Here is a 22373-nt window from a genome sequence, read left to right on the forward strand (position 1 = left end):
AAAATTCACACGTTATTTTACTTTATAATAGGCAGATTTGATTAAACAAATTTAAAAAATAGAGATTGATCTTCTTTCATACATTAAATGAAAATTATTACCCCAATAACAAAAACAAATAATGACAAAATTAGATGATGATCATAATCAGCGATTGCACGGAAATAACATTATTTTAAAAACATTATTGCCAAATCTAATTATATGTGATACATAAAAATATAATGAAGTTTCACTATACACTTAAATAAAATGTGTACCATATGATATTAAATTATTTACTAAAAACATTAACAATAAAACAGGTTCGATATTTTTAAATGTCAAGAAAATTAAAAATTTTTACTCTTAACGTGAGTGCGATTGGTTTTAGTATAAAACAAACTCAGAAGCCTAACAAATAATATCAGTAATAATATTATTTGAACTCTCGTATACTTATAAAAACTCGGAAATTACTGTTTTAAAATATTATTGTTAGTTTTTAATACAACATGTAGTAAAATGTTATTTCAAAAGCTAACCATCGACAATTATATGATATATACCATGTAGGAGCAATTTTATATAAGCAGCAATATTTCACTTTACATCGAAAAAATTATCATATTATTTAATTTTAAAAATAAAAAGATTTTTCATAAGGTTAATACGTAATACATAGTCATTTTTAAAAAATAAAATTATTTAAAATATTTTTGCATGCAATATTTACTAATATTCCAAATCTACTTGAATCTAATAAACAATATGTAATTTCCATACACTTTGCAATTGATTCAAAATCGGTTTATCTACATAAGTGACCTGATTAGATTATTATTTCATTCATAAAATCATGCGAGGAAGCAAATATGAACGGAGCTCAGTGGACCATAAAAGCACTGAGAGACAAAGGTGTGGAAATTATTTTTGGTTATCCGGGTGGGGCGATTATGCCTATATATGATGCATTGTTTGACTCTGAAGTAGAGCATTTATTATGTAGACATGAGCAAGGTGCAATTATGTCTGCTATAGGATACGCTCGAGCTACTGGAAAAATTGGTGTATGTTTTGCGACTTCTGGTCCAGGAGCTACTAACCTCATCACTGGATTAGCTGATGCATTATTAGATTCCATCCCTATAGTGGCTATTACTGGGCAAGTGGGATTAGAATTTATTGGTACTGATGCATTTCAAGAAGTAGATGTATTAGGTTTATCTTTAGCATGCACTAAACATAGCTTTTTGGTGCATTCATTAAACATGCTACCTAATGTTATTGATGAAGCATTTTTTATTGCGTCTGAAGGCAGGCCAGGACCAGTATTAATAGATATACCAAAAGACATTCAATTGTCTACTGGCAAATTAATTTCAAACTATTGTATTAACAAAAAAGATATTTGCAGCATTGAAAGTGATATAGAAAAAGCTCGAGTGCTAATGCTGCAAGCATATCAACCGATACTTTATGTAGGTGGAGGTGTAGGTATGGCTGGAGCAGTAACCTCATTACGTACATTTATTTCTAAAACTAAAATACCTACTGTAGTAACGTTAAAAGGGCTAGGTGCCCCAGATTATACAGAAGATTGTTACCTAGGAATGTTAGGAATGCATGGAAATCAAGCGGCTAATTTAGCAGTACAAAAATCTGATTTATTAATCGCGATAGGCGCTCGATTTGATGATAGAGTAACCGGGCGATTACATACTTTTGCTCCGCAAGCAAAAGTAATTCATGTGGATATTGATCCTTCAGAATTTGGTAAACTGCGCTTAGCAAATGTTTCTTTATCTGGCAATTTAAATAATTTGTTATCTGCACTCACACAATCTTTGTCTATTGATCCATGGAGAAAAAAAGTAAAATCTTTAAAATTGAAGTATCGTTGGTCTTATCAATCATCTGATGATAAGATTTATGCTCCAACTTTATTACGAACAATCAGTGAACATGCTCCTTACGATACTGTGGTGACTACAGATGTTGGGCAACATCAAATGTGGGCCGCTCAACATATGCAATTTAGTCGTCCAGAGAATTTTATTACTTCTGGAGGGCTTGGAACCATGGGGTTTGGTACGCCCGCAGCTATTGGGGCTCAAATTGGCCGACCTAATCATATGGTGATATGTATTTCTGGTGATGGATCATTTATGATGAACATACAAGAACTCGCTACTATTAAACGTAAAAATTTGCCTATTAAAATTGTTTTGTTGGATAATCAACGTTTAGGAATGGTGCGTCAATGGCAACAATTATTTTTCAATAAACGTTACAGTGAAACTACATTAACAGATAATCCCAATTTTCTTATTTTGGCTAAAGCATTTGATATTCATGGAATATGTATTACTTATACATCTCAAATTTTAGACGCAATTAATATGTTATTCACACACACAGGACCCTTTTTACTACATGCGCTGATTAATGAACACGAAAATGTTTGGCCATTAGTTCCACCTGGTTCTTCAAATGATGCTATGTTGGAGCAGTGATATGACACATTATTCGTTGTTTATAAAAGCCAGGTTTTGCCCGGAGGTACTTGAACGTATTCTTCGAGTTATTCGTCATCGTGGATTTGAGTTACATACATTAAATATGTTGTCATATAGTAAGTTCAACAAGAAGAAAATAAACATTTTGTTAACTGTTTCTAGCAATAGAGCAATATATTTATTATCCGCACAATTAAACAAATTGATGGATATACATTATATTAAAATTGAATAAATTAAAAAAATCATAATTAAATTCATACTTTCTTCGACTATATTACCGAGGAAGATTTCAGATGAATATATCAAACTTTATTTGGTTTAATGGAGAAATTGTACCATGGAGGGAAGCTAAAGTACATGTAATGTCTCATGCTTTGCACTATGGATCATCAGTATTTGAAGGCATGAGATGTTATAATTCACATAAAGGCCCCGTTATATTTCGTCATCGTGAACATATACAAAGATTATATAATTCCGCAAAAATTTATCGTATGCCTATTTCTTGGAGTATTGATGATCTAATGGAAGCTTGTAGAATTATTATTCGAAAGAATAATTTAATTAATGCATATATCCGTCCTCTCGTATTTCTTGGAAATGTAGGTATGAAAATTAATCCGACCCCTGAATACACCACTGACATTGCTATAGCAGCTTTTTCTTGGTTGCCTTATCTGGGAGAAAATTCCTTGAAACAAGGGATTGATGTCATGGTATCTTCTTGGAATAGAGTTCCAGCAAATACCCTTCCAAGTACAGCGAAGGCTGGCGGGAATTACCTATCATCTATGTTAATTAGTAATGAAGCTCACCGAAATGGTTATCACGAAGGAATAGGTTTAGATATATATGGTTATATTTCAGAAGGTGCCGGTGAAAATTTATTTGAAGTTAAAAATAATATCATTTTAACGCCACCATGTGCTTCTTCTATTTTACCTGGAGTCACACGTGATACTATTATTAAATTAGCAGTAAATATTGGTTTAGAAGTACAAGAACAAGTATTGCCCCGTGAATCTTTATACATAGCTGATGAAATATTTATGTCTGGTACTGCCGCCGAAATAACTCCAGTACGTAGTGTAGATGGAATTAAGGTAAGTGCTGGTACGTGTGGACCTATTACTAAAAAATTGCAGCACTTATTTTTTAACTTATTTACTGGAATCACTAAAGATCAATGGAATTGGTTAGATCCAGTTCATTAGCAATACTAAATTTGCAAATATTAATTCTTAAGATAATCAATATTCAATAATATAAGATACTGGAGTTTAAATATGCCTAAATATCGCTCTACTACTACTACGCACGGGCGTAATATGACTGGTGCTCGAGCATTATGGCGTGCTACAGGTATGACCACTGAAGATTTTGATAAAATGATTATTGCTGTAGTTAATTCATTTACCCAATTTGTTCCTGGTCACATACATTTACGAAACGTAGGAGCATTAGTGTCTGAGCAAATTAATATTACTGGAGGAGTCGCAAGAGAATTTAATACTATTGCAATAGACGATGGAATTGCTATGGGCCATAGCGGCATGCTATATTCCTTGCCATCTAGAGATCTTATTGCTGATTCTGTGGAATATATGATTAATGCCCATTGCGTTGATGCAATGGTATGCATTTCTAATTGCGATAAAATAACACCTGGAATGTTAATGGCGGCATTACGCTTAAATATTCCAGCTATCTTTGTATCAGGTGGGCCAATGGAATCTGGTACAATAACTTTGTCTAATCAAAATGTTAAGTTAAATTTAATTGACGCAATCACATGTTCCGTAGATCCTAATATTTCTGATATTGATCAACAACACATTGAATCAGCAGCGTGTCCTACATGCGGGTCTTGTTCAGGAATGTTTACGGCGAACTCCATGAATTGCTTAACAGAAGCATTGGGATTGGCGCAACCGGGCAATGGATCATTGTTAGCTACTCATTCTGATCGTAAAAAATTATTTTTAAATGCTGGTAAATATATTGTTCACTTAGCTAAAGCTTATTATGAAGAGAATAATTATTCTGTTCTACCGCGTAATATAGCTAACAAGTCTTCTTTTGAAAATGCAATGATGTTGGACATCGCAATGGGTGGCTCTACCAATACTGTATTACACTTACTTGCGGCCGCTCAAGAAGGAGAGATAGATTTCACTATGGCAGATATTGACAAATTATCTCGAAAAGTACCGCATTTATGCAAAGTAGCTCCAAATACTCAACAATATCACATGGAAGATTTTCATCGAGCTGGAGGAGTGATGGGTGTGCTTGGTGAATTACATCGTTGTGGTTTATTACATGAAGATACACGCAATATATTGAATAAATCTTTATTAGAAACGTTATTAAATTATGATATTGTTTCATGTGATAATTTTGAATCAAAAAATATGTATGCTGCAGCACCGGCAGGAATACGTAGCATACAAGCTTTTACTCAAAAAAACAGATGGACTTCGTTAGATATGGATCGTTGCTCTGGATGTATTCGTTCGCGTGAACATGCTTATAGCCAAGATGGAGGTTTAGCGGTATTGTACGGTAATCTTGCTGTAGATGGATGTCTTGTAAAAACAGCTGGAGTTCATATAAACCTTCAAAAATTTAGTGGGCCAGCTAAGGTTTATGAGAGTCAAGAAGAATCTGTTCAAGCAATTTTAACAGGTAATGTGCATTCTGGAGATATTATTGTAATTCGATATGAAGGGCCAAAAGGTGGCCCAGGTATGCAAGAAATGCTATACCCCACATCTTTTCTTAAATCCATGAGGTTGGATTTATGTTGCGCTTTGATTACAGATGGTAGATTTTCAGGGGGGACGTCAGGGCTATCTATTGGTCATGTGTCTCCGGAAGCCGCTAACAAAGGATTAATTGGGCTAGTACATGACGGGGACATAATTAATATCGATATTGGCATGCGTAGTATTACCTTAGAAGTTTCTGAACATATACTAAAAATACGACGTGCAGCAGAAATTGCTCGAGGAACTAAAGCATGGACCCCAACCAACAGAAATAGAAACATATCTATTTCTTTAAAAGCATACGCCCATTTGGTAACAAGCGCAGACAAAGGCGCGGTTCGTGATAAATCTAAATTATTAGGATAACATCCTAAATGAAAACACTTTATTCTTTTTCTCATGCACCATGTCCTGCAGAATATCTACGTACTGCTTTACGTTCTCATGTATATGAAGTAGCTCAAATAACTCCATTACAAATTATGAACAAACTGTCAGAACGTCTTGAAAATACAGTATTAGTTAAACGAGAAGATAGGCAGCCAGTACATAGCTTTAAATTACGTGGAGCCTATGCTATGATCTCAAGTCTTAATAAAACACAAAAATCTTCTGGAGTTATTACTGCTTCAGCAGGTAATCACGCTCAGGGGGTGGCTTTTTCTGCTACTCGTCTAGGTATTACGTCCTTGATTGTAATGCCTATAAATACCGCTGATATAAAAATAGATGCGGTACGTGATTTTGGAGGAAAACCGTTATTATGCGGAGCTAATTTTGATGAGGCTAAAATTAAAGCTATGTATTTAGCTGATAAACACCAATTAACTTTTATTCCTCCATTTGATCATCCAACGGTAATCGCAGGACAAGGGACATTAGCCATGGAATTATTGCAGCAAGATGCTCATTTAGATCGCATTTTTGTTCCAGTAGGAGGGGGGGGTTTAGCTGCAGGTGTTTCTGTATTAATCAAACACCTTATGCCACAAATAAAAGTTATAGGAGTTGAATCAGCAGAATCGGCCTCTTTATGCGCCGCCTTATCGGCTGGTATGCCAGTGTGGTTACATAAAGTAGGTCTATTTGCCGAAGGAGTAGCTGTACGATGTGTTGGCGACGAAACATTTCGTCTATGTCAAGAATACCTAGACGATGTAATTACAGTAGATAATGATGCAATTTGTGCTGCAATAAAAGATTTATTCGAAGACGTACGTGCTATTGCTGAACCTTCAGGTGCGTTAGCATTAGCTGGGCTGAAGAAGTATATTCAAAAATATGCAATTCGAGGTGAAAGATTAGCTCATGTTCTTTCAGGTGCCAATATAAATTTTCATGAACTACGTTATATTTCAGAACGTTGCGAACTAGGAGAACAACGAGAAGCGTTAATGGCAATTACTATCCCAGAAAAAAAGGGTAGTTTTTTAGAATTCTATAAAATATTAGGAAACAGATCAGTAACAGAATTTAATTATCAATTCAATGGATCTAAAAACGTTTGTATTTTTATCGGTATACGTTTGAAGCACGGCCGTTCCGAAAGAAAAACGATAGTTCAAGAAATACTCGCTAATGGTTTTCACGTTGTAGATTTATCTGACGATGAGATGGCTAAATTGCATGTTAGATATATGGTAGGAGCACGTTTATTCCAGCCTTTACAGGAGCGGATTTTTAGTTTTGAGTTCCCAGAAGCTCCGGGAGCATTATTGAAATTTCTTCATACTTTAGGTGCTAATTGGAACATCTCTTTATTTCATTATAGAAATCACGGTACTGATTACGGACGGGTTCTAGCCGGGTTTGAACTATCCAATCAAAAAGAATCAGAATTTAAAAAATATCTATCTAAATTAGGATACGAATGGCACGATGTCACAACTAATCCAGTTTTTGAAATATTTTTAAATTAATAAAACATTTTAATAGAAAATTATTAAATTATTTTTAACATTATTTAAAAGAGATATTTTATGGCTAATTATTTCAATACATTAACTTTCATAGAAAAATTAAAACATTTGGGAAAATGCCGATTTATGAATAACAATGAATTTTCCAATGGAATTCAGGCATTATTATCTAAAAAAGTAGCTATAATAGGCTGTGGATCTCAAGGTTTGAATCAAGGTTTAAATATGAGAGATTCGGGGGTAAATATTACATATGCTTTACGTCGTGAATCTATTCTTAATAAACAGGAATCTTGGGAAAGAGCAACAAGGAACGGATTTCCTGTAGGAACTTATGACGAAATTATTCCCAAATCAGATGTAGTTATTAATTTGACTCCAGATAAATATCACACATCAGTGATACGACAAATAGAACCTTTAATGAAACATGGATCCACATTAGGATATTCACATGGATTTCATATTGTAGAAGTTGGAGAAAAAATTCGTCAAGATATTACTGTTATCATGGTCGCTCCAAAATGTCCCGGGACAGAAGTTCGTCAAGAATATCAACGAGGATTTGGAGTACCTGCTTTACTTGCCATACACGAAGAAAACGATGCGTATGATATGGGTATAACATTAGCAAAATCCTGGGCGTTTGCACTTGGTAGTCATCGTGCCGGGGTATTAGAATCTTCATTTGTAGCAGAAGTTAAATCAGATCTTATGGGAGAACAGACTATTTTATGTGGGATGTTACAAGCCGGATCCATTCTTTGTTTTGATTATATGATTAGCAATGGTGTTAATGCTGCATATGCAGGAAAATTCATTCAATGTGGCTGGGAGGTCATAACTGAAGCATTAAAACAAGGAGGCATTACATTAATGATGGATCGATTATCTAATGCTTCTAAAATACGTGCTTTTATGTTATCTGAAAAACTAAAAAATATATTAAAGCCAGTTTTTGAAAAACATATGGAAAACATACTTAATGGAGTGTTTTCTAAAGAAATGATGTTGGATTGGGAAAATAATGATTCTAAATTACTTAATTGGCGAAAAAAAACTAGTCAACTTCCATTAGAACAAGCTCCAAATTATCAACAAGAAATCCTAGAACAAACATATTTTGATTATGGGATATTAATGGTAGCTATAATCAAATCAGGTGTAGAATTATCCTTTGACACAATGATAAAATCTGGAATAGCACCAGAATCAGCATATTATGAATCATTACATGAGTTACCTTTGATTGCAAATACTATAGCTCGTAAAAAATTGTATGAAATGAATATGGTAATTTCTGACACCGCAGAATACGGTAATTATTTATTTTGTGATACGGTAGTGCCTTTGTTAAAAAATACTGTAATACCTGATTTAAGAACAGGAGATTTAGGTATGTCATCTAAAAATGTTAACGTTGATAATATTGTTTTGCGTAATACTAATGATATGATTCGAAATCACACAATAGAAAAAGTTGGAATTCAATTAAGAAGTTATATGCAAAACATGAAAAGTCTATCGTTTAATTAATGATTAAAATAGAACTAGATTATTGCAATTACAGCTATATTATCATGATGAAAGATCATTGAGTTGATTCCTAAATAAGCATGAATTTATTTTGAATAAAAACGATAAAAAATTATATTACATAACCAATTATGTAAGTAATCTTAAATATTCAACAATATATATAAAATTAAATAAATTAATAATAATGATATATAATGATTAGAAGAAAATAAATTATAAGGAGGATAAATGAATCAAATTATCGTGCACCTGACAGATTCTAATTTCACAGAAACAGTGTCAAACTCTACCAACCTTTTTTTAGTTGATTTTTGGGCCGAATGGTGCAATCCCTGTAAAGCAATGATACCTATTTTAGAAGATATCGCTGTTGAGTTTGATGACATACTAAAAGTAGCAAAATTAAATATAGATGAAAATCCAATAACTACAAAAAACTATGGTATTAAGAGTATCCCAACTTTATTATTGATTCGTCATGGAACAGTGTTATCTACTAAAGTAGGGTTGCTATCTAAACAAAAATTACAAGAATTTTTGAAGGTACATATATAAATGAGCACTTATTTGAAACATTTATAATTTTTAAAATTATTTTATATGTTAGTAGACGTTTCTTTAGGATTACAGTAGAATGACAGCATGTCATATGTGATTAATTATAAATGTTTAATGTATAATTGGAATATAAATATATTGCCACTATATAATAGAGGCAATAACAGGTAATACAATTTGATTGTATAAATTAATTATCAACTATATTTCCAATATGGTTATAAAGATTACCAATGGGTTTTTTATAAATCTATTTTCTGTGATAATCCGATAGTAAATAAACGCTTAAACGCTAATTCATGCTCGATAGTGTAGGCATAGGATAGACAATTAAATATATGTTGTGAAGCAATTATTACATTATGTTACATGTAAGCTTTATCTTTCTGTAATATCAACAGTGTATATAACTCCAATTTAAGAATCCACAATTATGAATCTTACAAAATTAAAAAACATACCAGTTTCTGAATTAGTACATCTCGGAGAAAGCATGGGTCTAGAAAATTTAGCACGTATGCGCAAGCAAGATATTATTTTTGCTATTTTTAAACAACATGCTAAAACTGGAGAAGATATTTTTGGAGATGGTGTATTAGAAATATTACAAGACGGTTTTGGGTTTCTTAGATCTAGTGATAGCTCTTACCTTGCTGGACCAGATGATATATATGTATCTCCAAGCCAGATTCGTCGTTTTAATTTACGCACTGGAGATACTATTTCTGGAAAAATTAGACCCCCAAAAGAAGGTGAACGTTATTTTGCATTGCTTAAAGTAAATGATGTAAATTATGATAAACCAGAAAATGCTCGTAATAAAATTTTGTTTGAAAATCTTACTCCATTGCATGCCAATTCACGATTACGCATGGAAAGAGGAAATGGTTCTACGGAAGACTTAACCGCAAGAGTATTAGACCTAGCATCACCTATTGGGCGCGGACAACGCGGTTTGATTGTAGCGCCTCCTAAGGCCGGAAAAACCATACTTCTTCAAAATATTGCACAAAGTATTAGTCATAATCATCCAGACTGCGTATCAATAGTGCTTTTGATAGATGAACGCCCAGAAGAAGTTACTGAAATGCAACGTTTAGTGCACGGAGAAGTAATTGCATCCACCTTCGATGAGCCGGCATCTCGTCATGTTCAAGTATCTGAAATGGTAATTGAGAAAGCTAAGCGATTAGTAGAACACAAAAAAGATGTTATTATTTTGTTAGACTCCATTACTCGATTAGCAAGAGCCTATAATACGATAGTACCGTCATCTGGAAAAGTATTGACAGGAGGGGTTGATGCTAATGCTTTACATCGTCCAAAACGCTTTTTCGGAGCGGCTCGTAATATGGAAGAAGGAGGAAGCTTAACTATTATAGCTACTGCTTTAATAGATACTGGATCAAAAATGGATGAAGTAATTTATGAAGAATTTAAAGGAACTGGCAATATGGAACTACATTTATCAAGAAAAATAGCTGAAAAGCGTGTTTTCCCGGCTATTGATTATAATCGTTCTGGAACTAGGAAAGAAGAACTATTAACTACTCAAGATGAACTTCAAAAAATATGGATTTTACGAAAGATTATTCATCCAATGAGTGAAATTGATGCAATGGAATTCATGATGAATAAATTATCTATGACTAAAACTAATGATGAATTTTTTGATATGATGAAGCGTTGTTAATTTATTGTAATAATTATTGTTTACTGTATTACCAGATACTTTTCAAATTTTTATATAAACATTTATTTAATAAATTATTAGTATATCAATTTTTAATTGTTGCCCAGCATATTTTGCACAATGGTTTATTTTTATGAATCAAATATTACGGTAGCCTTGTCGAAGACTTATATACCCATATATTTCTAATATCTTCATGTATAAGTAATAAATTTTAATTAATTATTTTGTAATATATATTATATGATAGTATCAACATACGTTGATGTTGAAGATGTGTCCATATTACTTCATTCGCACTGCTATATAGTTTATCGTATATCCTATATCAATATTTATAAATATTGATATAGGATATACGATAAACTATCAAACACTCTTTAATTTTCATAAGAAATTTTTTCTGCATGTTGTTTAAAATAAAATTTAGAGAACAATATATATGTATCAAACAAATTATTAGTTCAAATTAATTAAACCATATCTTGTTGGTATAAGTCTGCATTAAATATATATGTTAATTCAGCGTTCGTAGCTCAACTGGATAGAGCATCGCCCTCCGGAGGCGAAGGTTTCAGGTTCAAATCCTGTCGGACGCATTGATTTATTTAAATTTTTATGAAAAAATTGAATTTAATAATCTATGGTGATTGTAGCTCAGTTGGTAGAGCTCTGGATTGTGGTTCCAGAAGTCGTGGGTTCGAATCCCATCAATCACCCCATTAAAAATAAATAACATACAGCGAAGGTGGCGGAATAGGAAGACGCACTAACTTCAGGAGTTAGTGTCTTGATCAAGACATGAGGGTTCAAATCCCTTCCTTCGCAGAAAAATAATTATTATTATATTGCAAATGCAATGGTTGGTTATTAGTATTTCAATATTCTTCAACAGGAAATATATATAATACAACGCTAAATTATGTGAAAGTTAGTAAAACATCGGCGAGTAGCGCAGCTTGGTAGCGCTCCTGGTTTGGGACCAGGAGGCCGGAGGTTCAAATCCTCTCTCGCCGATTCTCATAAACATATGAGAAAGGTCATGTATTTTTGTTATTGGCATTTTCTAAAACTCTTATATGATTTCATAGGAATGATTATTTGCATCTGGATTAGGGTGCTCATAAATTATGAATGCTTAATCAAAATATGAGTTAGTACTTCATTGCTTGCTGACCGTGCTATAATAATATCTGTCCAACCTAAACGTCTAGCTAATTTAGCTAGACGTAAACTTACCACGATTAATTTACATCGTATTAACCAAGATGTACGATAAAATTTAGGAATTAAACAATATAAGTGTTGTAATATTTCCCCAGAAGTAACTACTACTGTTTTAATATTCAATTCTAATAGTTTATATGATTGTTCTTCTCTGTTATACTGCAACGGTTGTCTTGTATAACATTCGCAGGATACAACAAATACTCCTCTTCTTTGAAGAGTATCATCTAAAATAGTACGTCCATTATTGCCTCTCAAAATAAGAGCACGTTTTCCATAACTATACATTAGTTCAGGTAATCGTAATAAATTTTCACTAGTTTCCTGGATTGTAGGATATTTCACTAATATTCCTGATAACCTATACATCATGACACTAGTCGCATGACCAATGGAATAGTACGCTAATTTGGTAGGCCAAGATATTCCTATGTCAAGTAATTGATTATGAGCATATTTAATTGCATGCTGTGATATAATACACAAAAAATCCCCTTCAGAAAGTAGATTTAATTTCTGTTCTAATGACGATAATTCTTTTCCTGTAGAAAAGCAAATTAATGGCAAATGATATGCAAATTTACCAAAATCAAGTAATTTATTCACCAACTGTTCTCCATATGGAGAAGGACGAGTAATTAAAATATTCATAATTATTAATTTGATACATGATTGCATTAATCAAATAAAAACATGTTATCCTTTAAATTTAATTAATAAATCTTCAGCAAGAATAAAACCTAATTTTTCTGATTGATCTAAAGGCGCTCTTCCTTCAGTACGAATAATCTTGCTACCATCAGGTAATCCAATAAGTGCTCGTAGCCATATTTGATTCTCTTCAATTTCAGCATAACTAGCAATTGGTAAGTGACAATAACTTTCCAAATAAGTAGTAACGGCGCGCTCTGCTCTGACACGAAATGAGGTTTCTTGATGATATAATGGCGATAACAAGGATAAAATATCAGCATCATCCGAACGACATTCAACGGCTATAACACCTTGTCCCATTGCTGGCAATAGATCAGATGGATCAATATAAACACGAATGTACTCATGTAACTGTAATCGTTGTAATCCAGCCACCGCTAAAACTATTGCATCATATTGTCCATATTGTAATTTTTTTAACCTAGTATCTATATTACCTCGCAAGTTACTAACTACTAGATCTGGACGCTGCGCTCGTATTTGACATTGTCTGCGCAAACTTGATGTACCTATTGTACTACCCATAGGTAATGTATCTATGTTAGGGTATTTTAAACTAACAAAAGCATCACGTGGATCATTGCGTTTACATAACACTGGAAGAGTTAATTCATGTGGTAAAGGCACCGTAATATCTTTCATAGAATGCACAGCAATATCGGCACGAAAGTCTATTAATGCATGTTCTAATTCCTTAATAAATGCACCTTTTTTAATTTTATTTTTCGAATCAATATTTAAAAATTTATCTCCTGTTGTTACAATAGGTATTAACTCTATGCGTATAGTTGGATGATAATGTTTTAATTCGTCACGAACATGCTGAGCTTGACAAATAGCAAGCCGACTTTTTCGTGTAGCAATTTTTAAAGTTTTATTTTTCATCAGTATAATTATGTTAAGACATATTGATTGTAATCTTCAATTAATTTCAATGTTTTTTCATATATAATTATATTATAAGGATACCTTTGTTAAAAAATTTGTAAGATAAATGAATGTTTATTACTTTAATCGGTTTTAATTATTTTTTATAATTAAGTAATATGAGTAATATGTTAAGTTCATATTTTAATCTTTATCTAATTAAAACGTTTTTATGTAAATAATCAGTAGGTTTGTAACGATATTGTATATCATATAAAATTATAATGTTTTGATATTTAAAAATTAACACTTAAATAAATTTAATCTTCGATAAATTATATAAAAAAGTTCTCTTTGCATATTACTACTTGTAATATTTTCAATATTACCACATTTAAAATTTTAATTTTATATTGCGTTTTTATAAATGTTGAAAATAAAAAATTCTGTATAAAATGGTTCGATTATTTATGAATTACAAAATTAATCTCATGTATTTATATGTAATACTTTAATAATTGATGAAAATAACAAACTAACAAGTATTAATAATTAAGTATATAGATTACTCATTATTTTTAGTTATTTAAGGTATTATCATTTTTTATCATAGTTTAACAGGATATTTTTTATAAACACTGTACTATTACAAACAATGGCGTTTTTATTTTAAATAAGCACGTACCTGTATTGATCAGTATCAATATAATCATGTTTATGATAATAAAAACAATTTCAATGGATATATTAATTATTATATAAAATTTATAAAATCAAAATAAATAATCAAAAAAGATAAGTATTATAAAATATTATTTTTTTACAAAGATGTTATAATGATCACATGAATGTAATCGTTTTTTATTTATTATCATCCGAAAAGGATATTTTCTAGAAAGAATGGACTATGTCTTTTTTTCTATAAAACATAGCAGTGTTTATTCATGTATTGTACTTTACAATATAACCAACAATATTTGCATTTCTTTCGGATATTACAATAAATATAATAAAATCAATAATAGTTGAGTATAATAAAAAAATTAAAACCATTTCCAAAAATCAGTGATGCATGATGTTATGCGAGGAAGGTATGCGATTTACCAAAATGAATGGGTTGGGCAATGATTTTGTCATCATAGATGCTATCACTCAAAATATACATCTTACTTCTGAAAATATCAGATATCTATCAAATCGATGTTATGGAATTGGCTGCGATCAATTATTAATAGTAGAGCCCCCTTATGATCCAACAATAGATTTTCATTGTCGAATTTATAATGCGGATGGCACGGAAGTAAATCAATGCGGTAACGGCATACGTTGTGTTGCACAATTTGTCTGCTTAAAAAAATTAACTAATAAACAAAACATTCATATTAGCACTCGCTCTAATCATATATTATTATCTATTATGAATGACAATCGTGTATCTGTTAACATGGGGCCGCCTATCTTTGATCCAAAACTTATTCCGTTTTATACATCACAATATCAAAAAACTTATATTTTATTTTTACCCACACAAATAATACTATGTGGTGTAGTATCTATGGGTAATCCTCATTGTATTATTTTAGTAGAAAAAATAGAAAATATCGAAGTTACTTCATTAGGATCATCATTAGAAGATCATCATTGTTTTCCAGAACGTGTCAATGTAAGTTTTATGCAAATCATTAACTGTAATAATGTTCGATTACGAGTATATGAGCGTGGCGTAGGAGAAACTCAAGCTTGTGGAACTGCCGCCTGCGCGGCAGTCGCCGTGGGTATTCAACAGGGATTATTATATGAATCAGTAAACGTAAGCTTGCCTGGAGGCACTGTATCAGTAAATTGGAAAGGAACAAACAATGCATTGCACATGATTGGATCAACGTCTTATGTATATGATGGATACATCAATTTATAAACATATAATAAATCCACCAAAAATAATATTTTTTAACTCACGCATTTTATATTGAAACTTTACTTGGTTATGCATGAAATGAATATAATGCAGTGATCATATAAATATTTAATTGAAGAAATAACAATTATAATTTAATGATATTAAAGGTATAAATTATGCATGTTTACCGTACATTACAGCCTTTTCATGCTATAACTTTAGATTTAGATAACACATTATACGATAATTATCCAGTAATAAATCAAGCCGAAGAAAAGTCAATATTGTTTTTGCAAGAATATCATCCCTTATTGTCTAAAATACAAAACAGAGATTATTATCAGTCACGTAAAATGCTTCAATTTATAGAACCAAATATTTGTCATGATGTAAATTATTGGCGTTGGAAATCTTTAAATATAATTTTATTACAATCAGGGCTAACTAAAAATGAAGCGCAATTAGGCGCTGATTACGCTATGGAAATTATTATACATTGGCGCAATAAAATCGATATTCCTCCTAGTACACATAATGTATTATCGGCATTAAGTTCTAAATGGCCATTAATTGCAATCACTAATGGCAATGCAAATCCGATTTCTTGTGGACTACAACAATATTTTCAAGATGTACTACGTGCTGGAATTAATGGTCGTGCTAAACCTTATAAAGATATGTATTATTTAGCTTCAAAGCGTTTAGGAATATCTTGTAAAAATATTCTGCACGTAGGAGATGACTTGAATACAGATATAAAAGGAGCAATACGTGCTGGGATGCAGGCTTGTTGGATTAATCAATATAATTTAAATCAATTTTGTTCAGTTGATACAACACTGTTACCACATTTGAAAATTTCAAAACTAATATCATTAACATATTTATTATAATGTTAATAGTTGTATTAGATACATATATCAATAAATAATTATTTACTATATGTTGTAATATTTTATGAATATTTATAATATTCTTGATCAACTAAATGATAAACAACGAGAAGCGGTAACTTCTAATGACCAAAATATATTAGTGTTATCTGGAGCTGGTAGCGGAAAAACTCGGGTATTAATTAATCGCATTCTCTGGCTGCAATTAGTAAAAAAATATACACCATGGTCAATAATGGCGATTACTTTTACGAATAAAGCTGCTTCAGTCATGCGAAATCGTATACAATCTTTAATTGGTGTTCAAAAAAAAAGTGATTTATGGATTGGTACTTTTCATGGATTAGCAAATCGGTTACTACGCGCTCATTACATAGATGCAAATTTACCAAAAGATTTTCAAATCCTCGATAACAACGATCAAATTCAACTTTTAAAACAATTAATACGCTCACTCAACCTAAATGAAAATAAGTATGGTGTATATCAAGTTATGCATTATATCAATAGTGAGAAAAATAAAATTCCAGATATTCCAAACATAAGTACTAATAGCAATTCAATAAAAATGACATGGTTCCGAATTTATCAGTCTTATCAAGATATATGTAATCGTTCTGGATTAGTAGATTTTAATGAATTATTGAAACGCGCATATACGTTATGTTTAAATTATCCGAATATTTTACATTATTATCAAAAACGATTTATTAATATTTTAGTGGATGAATTTCAAGATACCAATGCAGTTCAATATGCTTGGTTATGTCTTTTATCAGGAGAAAATAATAATTTAATGATTGTTGGCGACGATGATCAATCTATTTATGGTTGGAGAGGAGCGCAAGTAAAAAATTTTCAACGACTTTTAGAAGATTTTACACATGTACGGATTATTACATTAGAACAGAATTATCGCTCTACTAATAATATTTTGAGAGCAGCCAATGCTCTCATTTGCAAAAATGACACACGTTTCAAGAAAAATTTATGGACATGTAAAAATAAAGGAGATGCTATTTCACTTTATTGTGCTTTTAATGTAATAGATGAAGCTACGTTCGTAGTAAATAATCTAATAGACTGGAAAAAACAACATGGTTTACTAAATGAGTGCGCTGTTTTGTATCGAAATAATTTTCAATCTCGTTTATTAGAAGAAATTTTGTTAAAAAAAAATATACCTTATCGCATATATGGAGGGATAGGATTTTTTGAACGCAAAGAAATTAGAGATATTATAGCTTATTTAAAATTTATTGTTAATCAGAATAATGACACTGCTTATATGCGAATCATTAACACACCTAATAGAGGAATTGGTCAACGTACTTTAGAGGTTATTAACAAATACGCTAATTTAAATCACTTAAGCTTGTGGGAAAGTAGCTTATTTATTTCAAACAAAAAAATTATTAAAGGAAGACCTGCTATCGCTCTAAAACAATTTATTATATTGATAGATTCCTTAAAAAATCAAATGTCCACCACCACATTGCCCTTGCATGAACAAATTTTTTATATTATTAGGCAAATCGGATTATGGAATATGTATGAAAAAAATATATTAACATCAACATATTGCGAACGCATACAAAACATTGAAGAATTTATAGCAATGAGCAATCAATATAGCATTCTGTCAGAATCAACGGTAAATACACATCCATTACAACAATTTTTATCGTATATTTCTTTAGAATTTGAAGAAAATTTATCTAATACTCACCCAGATGCAGTACAACTCATGACGCTACATGCTTCAAAAGGATTAGAATTTTCTCAAGTATTCATTGTAGGCTTAGAAGAAGGGATTTGTCCAAATTATGTTTCTTTAACTAACAAAGAATTATTAGAAGAAGAACGTAGATTAATTTATGTTGGCATCACACGTGCTATGCATAAATTAACAATTAGTTATTCAGAAACTCGTTATATTTATGGAAAAAAAATGGTTATTCAATCACCATCTAGATTTGTTAATGAATTACCAATAGATTGTTTAAAAATATGTTGATGTCATGCTTTAAAAGTGAATCCCTGTTATTCGTATAAACTTATATTTCTATTTTATTGAATTTCCAGAAAGTTATTACTCTAATCTTCATTAGAATTATTATATATACAAATATATCTATTTTAGTATCAAAAACATTTATAAATATTGACAATCTTTTTATTCTAGGCGTAACATGCCCGCTCTAATCTGCAGATTATACTTATGATATCTCAGTGAATAAGATCTAACCGAATATTTAAATAACTATCATAATTGAATTATATTTGTTACCAAATAAATAAAAACTTTACGAATTATTTGTACGTTATAGATATTTGATACGCGATAACGATCGTTTATAACTATTCTATCATGTAATGCATATTATCGAAACGACATGGCATGAAAATAGCTATTTATTATCTAATTTTAGTTATTGTGATCTAATGTAGACTAATTTGTATTTTTTGAGGAATCAATGATATATGTATAATATATTTCAATTAAAAAATAATCATTTATTTCGTATTAATGAAAAAGAAAAAATACCATTTTTAAATAATATTATTTGGATTGATATAATAGATTCGCATGACGATGGTCATAATTATATACCAAACATATTGCTTCACCAAAAAATAAAATTTTTTAAATTGCAAGACATTAAAAAGACTACACGTTTTTTTAAAGATAAAAATGGATTACATATTCATTCTTTTTTCTTTTCATATAACAGTCAAGAACAAATAGATAACTCTAGTGTATTTTTCACCATCCACAATGGATGTCTATATACTTCGCGTAAAAAAGAATTTCCAGTATTTTGTATGTATCAAAAATATTTACATAATCATTTGTTAATTAATGGAAATGTCTATGAATTATTATTAAATTTATTTGAAGTAAAACTTGATGAGCTAGCAAATAAAATAGAACATATTTATTCTACTTTAGAAACATTGAGTTCTGTTATTATGAACGGACAACAAATCGATGAATACGATCATGCGCTTTCTGATTTAGCTATATTGGAGAATATAGGATGGAAAATTCGTGTTAATTTATTAGATACTGAAAGAGCAATAAAATTTTTAATACGTAAAGTGAAATTACCTGTACTACAACAACAATATGCCAACGATATTTTAAGTGAAATCACATTATTATTGCCTCATAATGAATATGTATTTCATCAAATAAGTTCTTTGACCCAATCAGCAATGGGATTTATTAATATTGAACAAAATAGAATTATAAAAATCTTTTCGGTTATTTTTTTGCCTCCAACTCTAATAGCATCTAGCTACGGAATGAATTTTAAATTTATGCCAGAATTACAATGGTCATTTGGTTATCCTAGCGCCATTATTTTAATGATTTTATCAGGACTTGCTCCGTACATCTATTTCAAGTATAAAAATTGGCTATAAATGTTATAAATATAATTACAGAATATATATAATTTTTCTAACAAAAATATTAATTTAATTAAGATTAAATATTTTAAAATCCTATTCTTACATATATCTCTATAATACAAAGATGTAATAAAAACTCAATACATTTAAATATTTAAACTCATTTGCATATAATGCACCTATAAAACATTTGTAATAATAACAATTATATTTTATACTTGAGAAGTTGTTGTGTTTAATATATAGAAAAAATTCATGCAATAAATTATTATCTAAAATAATATCTATGGTGTATCAATTTTTTGTTGATACCATTGTATAATATATTGATATATAATGGGTGTTATTGCTACATTTTAACAAAAAACAAAGCGAGGTAATAAATGTTTCGCATCGTTGCGTCTGATTTAGATGGTACTCTGCTAACACCGGACCATCGATTAACATCTTTTACTAAAAAGATTCTAAAATTGCTGACTACTCGTAATATTCATTTTGTTTTTGCTACTGGCCGGCATCACACAAACGTCATGCAAATACGTGATAATTTGAAAATTAATTCTTATATGATTACTTCTAATGGAGCTAGAATACACAATGCCCACGGGAAATTAATTGCTTCTTACGATTTAGCTACAGAAATCGTAGATGATTTATTACGCATAGTACATCATGATTCTCAAATTATTACTAATATTTTTTATAATGATAAGTGGCTGATCAACCGACCAATATCAAAACAAAATTGTTTTTATAACGGATGTGAATCTAATTATCACATATATCAGAAGGATACATTGCCCTTGAATGGTATCTGTAAGGTGTATTTCACTAGTAACAATTACAAACGACTGTTATCTTTAGAAAAGAAATTACATGCGCGCTGGAATCATCGAATCAATATTAGTTTTTCGCTCCCTACATGTCTTGAGGTGATGCCAGAAGGAGTTTCTAAGGGACATGCTTTAGAAAAAGTAGTTAAATTATTAGGCTGTCAACTAAAAGATTGTATTTCATTTGGAGATGGCATGAATGATCAAGAAATGTTAAAAATGGCAGGAAAAGGCTGTATAATGAGCAATGCACAGAAAAGACTGAAAGATACTCTTCCGTTCTTAGAAATTATTGGCAGCAATAAAGATGATGCAGTACCTCATTATTTACAATGTATTTATCATAATAAATGGTTTGATTCGTCATTAATAAGCAGTGTTTTAAATTAATATTTTTAATAAAAATATTGTGGTTTAATATTTTTTCGTTATTCGCTAAGTAATTTTGTGATTTACTACATGAGTTTTCGTGTTTATATTGATAACTTTCATATATGAATGAAAGTTCATAGCATTGTTTTAATAACTAATAAAGGGTGATTTTGTTGAATTAACAAAATTTTTAAAAAGTTACATTTCAAAACGAAATGCTGTATAAAAATAATCATTAATATATATATATTTTTTAAAATTATAGTATGTGTGTGTAATTTCACTATGGTGAAATTCACTTGTCGCGCCTTAATTGAAATAATAAATAAATGTATAAATTTTTATATTTAATTTTTAAAAAATTACTTATACTAATTAATTTAATAGAATCTACTAAAATTCAATTTAAAACATCTAAATATATTTAAATATGAAATAACTTTTCAATTCAATCATATGCATAAATAACTATGTATCCCATCAAGTAACATTTGAGTAGAGATCATTACTAATAATAAACCCATTAACCTCTCCAATGCCCCGATGCCTTTGCTACCTAATAAACGAGAAAATACATTAGACAACATCAAAATTAACATAGACAATCCCCACGCAACAATTAATGCTAAAATTAAAAAATTAATTTTATGAGGATATTGATGAGACAATAGTAACAATGTTGCTAAAATTGAAGGACCAGCAACTAAAGGAATAGCAAGTGGCACTAAAAAAGGTTCTTCTCCATTCGAAAACCCAGTATTACTTCCTTCTTCTGAAGGAAATATCATTTTTATGGCAATTAAAAATAACACAATACCTCCAGAGATTGAAACTGTTTCTGTGTGTAAATTAAGAAATATTAAAATATATTCGCCAACAAATAAAAACCCTAACATTAATAATAAAGCGATTATCATCTCTCTAATTATTATAATTTGACGTCGTTTTGGTTCTAGATCTTTTAGTATCGACATAAAAATTGGTAAATTTCCGATAGGATCCATAATTAAAAACAATAAAACTGTAGCTGATATCATTTCATTCATTATTATTTTCCTAAAAGTTATTTGTGTTTTATATACACCACGCTTTTTATAAAGTAAATTACAAAATATTATTATAAACGTATTACATCATATTACTTATAATACATGTATGCCACACTATGT

Annotated in this window: 16 protein-coding genes and 4 tRNA genes; 17 read left to right on the forward strand and 3 right to left on the reverse strand. The window is 30.5% G+C overall.

The features are described from left to right. The first annotated feature begins 854 nt into the window (after nt 1–854). The 12 genes from ilvG (at nt 855) to M9407_RS02980 (ending at nt 11998) form a co-directional block, all read left to right on the forward strand. Nucleotides 855–2495 carry an acetolactate synthase 2 catalytic subunit gene (gene ilvG / locus M9407_RS02925; protein ID WP_250236998.1) on the forward strand — a complete coding sequence of 547 codons (1641 nt, stop codon included), beginning with the start codon at nt 855–857 and terminating at the stop codon, nt 2493–2495. Between the two features lies 1 nt (nt 2496). Continuing rightward, entirely contained in the window at nt 2497–2733 is a 237-nt protein-coding gene (ilvM, locus tag M9407_RS02930; RefSeq protein WP_250231737.1) for an acetolactate synthase 2 small subunit, read from the forward strand. Nucleotides 2734–2794: 61 nt separating this feature from the next. After that, the gene (locus M9407_RS02935) at nt 2795–3715 is read left to right on the forward strand and encodes a branched-chain amino acid transaminase (protein ID WP_250236999.1); all 921 of its coding nucleotides are present in this window, start codon (nt 2795–2797) and stop codon (nt 3713–3715) included. A 72-nt stretch (nt 3716–3787) separates the two neighbouring features. Continuing rightward, nucleotides 3788–5638, forward strand: coding sequence for a dihydroxy-acid dehydratase (ilvD, locus tag M9407_RS02940; RefSeq protein WP_250237002.1), 1851 nt, complete (start codon nt 3788–3790; stop codon nt 5636–5638). An 8-nt stretch (nt 5639–5646) separates the two neighbouring features. Next, nucleotides 5647–7191, forward strand: coding sequence for a threonine ammonia-lyase, biosynthetic (gene ilvA, locus M9407_RS02945; RefSeq protein WP_250237003.1), 1545 nt, complete (start codon nt 5647–5649; stop codon nt 7189–7191). Between the two features lie 60 nt (nt 7192–7251). Then, the gene (ilvC, locus tag M9407_RS02950; protein WP_250237005.1) at nt 7252–8727 is read left to right on the forward strand and encodes a ketol-acid reductoisomerase; all 1476 of its coding nucleotides are present in this window, start codon (nt 7252–7254) and stop codon (nt 8725–8727) included. A 231-nt stretch (nt 8728–8958) separates the two neighbouring features. Then, nucleotides 8959–9285 carry a thioredoxin gene (gene trxA, locus M9407_RS02955; protein ID WP_250237007.1) on the forward strand — a complete coding sequence of 109 codons (327 nt, stop codon included), beginning with the start codon at nt 8959–8961 and terminating at the stop codon, nt 9283–9285. A 436-nt stretch (nt 9286–9721) separates the two neighbouring features. Then, nucleotides 9722–10981 (forward strand): transcription termination factor Rho, encoded by a 1260-nt coding sequence (rho, locus tag M9407_RS02960; protein ID WP_011283119.1) that lies wholly within the window; start codon nt 9722–9724, stop codon nt 10979–10981. A 525-nt stretch (nt 10982–11506) separates the two neighbouring features. Then, nucleotides 11507–11580, forward strand: a tRNA-Arg gene (locus M9407_RS02965). Nucleotides 11581–11627: 47 nt separating this feature from the next. Next, nucleotides 11628–11703, forward strand: a tRNA-His gene (locus M9407_RS02970). Nucleotides 11704–11723: 20 nt separating this feature from the next. Beyond that, nucleotides 11724–11809, forward strand: a tRNA-Leu gene (locus tag M9407_RS02975). A gap of 115 nt (nt 11810–11924) precedes the next feature. Further along, a tRNA-Pro gene (locus M9407_RS02980) sits at nt 11925–11998 on the forward strand. Nucleotides 11999–12109: 111 nt separating this feature from the next. Here the strand turns inward: M9407_RS02980 and hemD are convergent. Beyond that, nucleotides 12110–12859, reverse strand: a complete 750-nt coding sequence (hemD, locus tag M9407_RS02985; protein ID WP_250237008.1) for a uroporphyrinogen-III synthase — start codon at nt 12857–12859, stop codon at nt 12110–12112. A 45-nt stretch (nt 12860–12904) separates the two neighbouring features. After that, on the reverse strand, nt 12905–13807 hold the full coding sequence (gene hemC, locus M9407_RS02990) for a hydroxymethylbilane synthase (protein WP_250237009.1): 903 nt from the start codon (nt 13805–13807) through the stop codon (nt 12905–12907). A gap of 1075 nt (nt 13808–14882) precedes the next feature. Between hemC and dapF the strand changes: the two genes are divergently transcribed. From dapF to yigL, 5 genes are all read left to right on the forward strand, one after another. Further along, complete coding sequence (gene dapF, locus M9407_RS02995; RefSeq protein ID WP_250237425.1) at nt 14883–15707, forward strand: diaminopimelate epimerase; 825 nt, start codon at nt 14883–14885, stop codon at nt 15705–15707. Nucleotides 15708–15865: 158 nt separating this feature from the next. Further along, nucleotides 15866–16582, forward strand: a complete 717-nt coding sequence (gene yigB, locus M9407_RS03000; protein WP_250237011.1) for a 5-amino-6-(5-phospho-D-ribitylamino)uracil phosphatase YigB — start codon at nt 15866–15868, stop codon at nt 16580–16582. A gap of 64 nt (nt 16583–16646) precedes the next feature. Continuing rightward, on the forward strand, nt 16647–18599 hold the full coding sequence (locus M9407_RS03005) for a UvrD-helicase domain-containing protein (RefSeq protein ID WP_250237013.1): 1953 nt from the start codon (nt 16647–16649) through the stop codon (nt 18597–18599). 467 nt (nt 18600–19066) lie between these two features. After that, nucleotides 19067–20011, forward strand: a complete 945-nt coding sequence (corA, locus tag M9407_RS03010; protein WP_250237014.1) for a magnesium/cobalt transporter CorA — start codon at nt 19067–19069, stop codon at nt 20009–20011. 371 nt (nt 20012–20382) lie between these two features. Beyond that, nucleotides 20383–21222 (forward strand): sugar/pyridoxal phosphate phosphatase YigL, encoded by an 840-nt coding sequence (yigL, locus tag M9407_RS03015; protein WP_250237016.1) that lies wholly within the window; start codon nt 20383–20385, stop codon nt 21220–21222. Nucleotides 21223–21656: 434 nt separating this feature from the next. Here yigL and M9407_RS03020 read toward each other — a convergent pair whose 3' ends face one another. Beyond that, entirely contained in the window at nt 21657–22250 is a 594-nt protein-coding gene (locus M9407_RS03020; protein WP_250237017.1) for a YhgN family NAAT transporter, read from the reverse strand. Between the last annotated feature and the right edge of the window lie 123 nt (nt 22251–22373).

It is taken from the genome of Blochmannia endosymbiont of Camponotus sp., assembly GCF_023586365.1.
GTDB lineage: Bacteria > Pseudomonadota > Gammaproteobacteria > Enterobacterales > Enterobacteriaceae > Blochmanniella.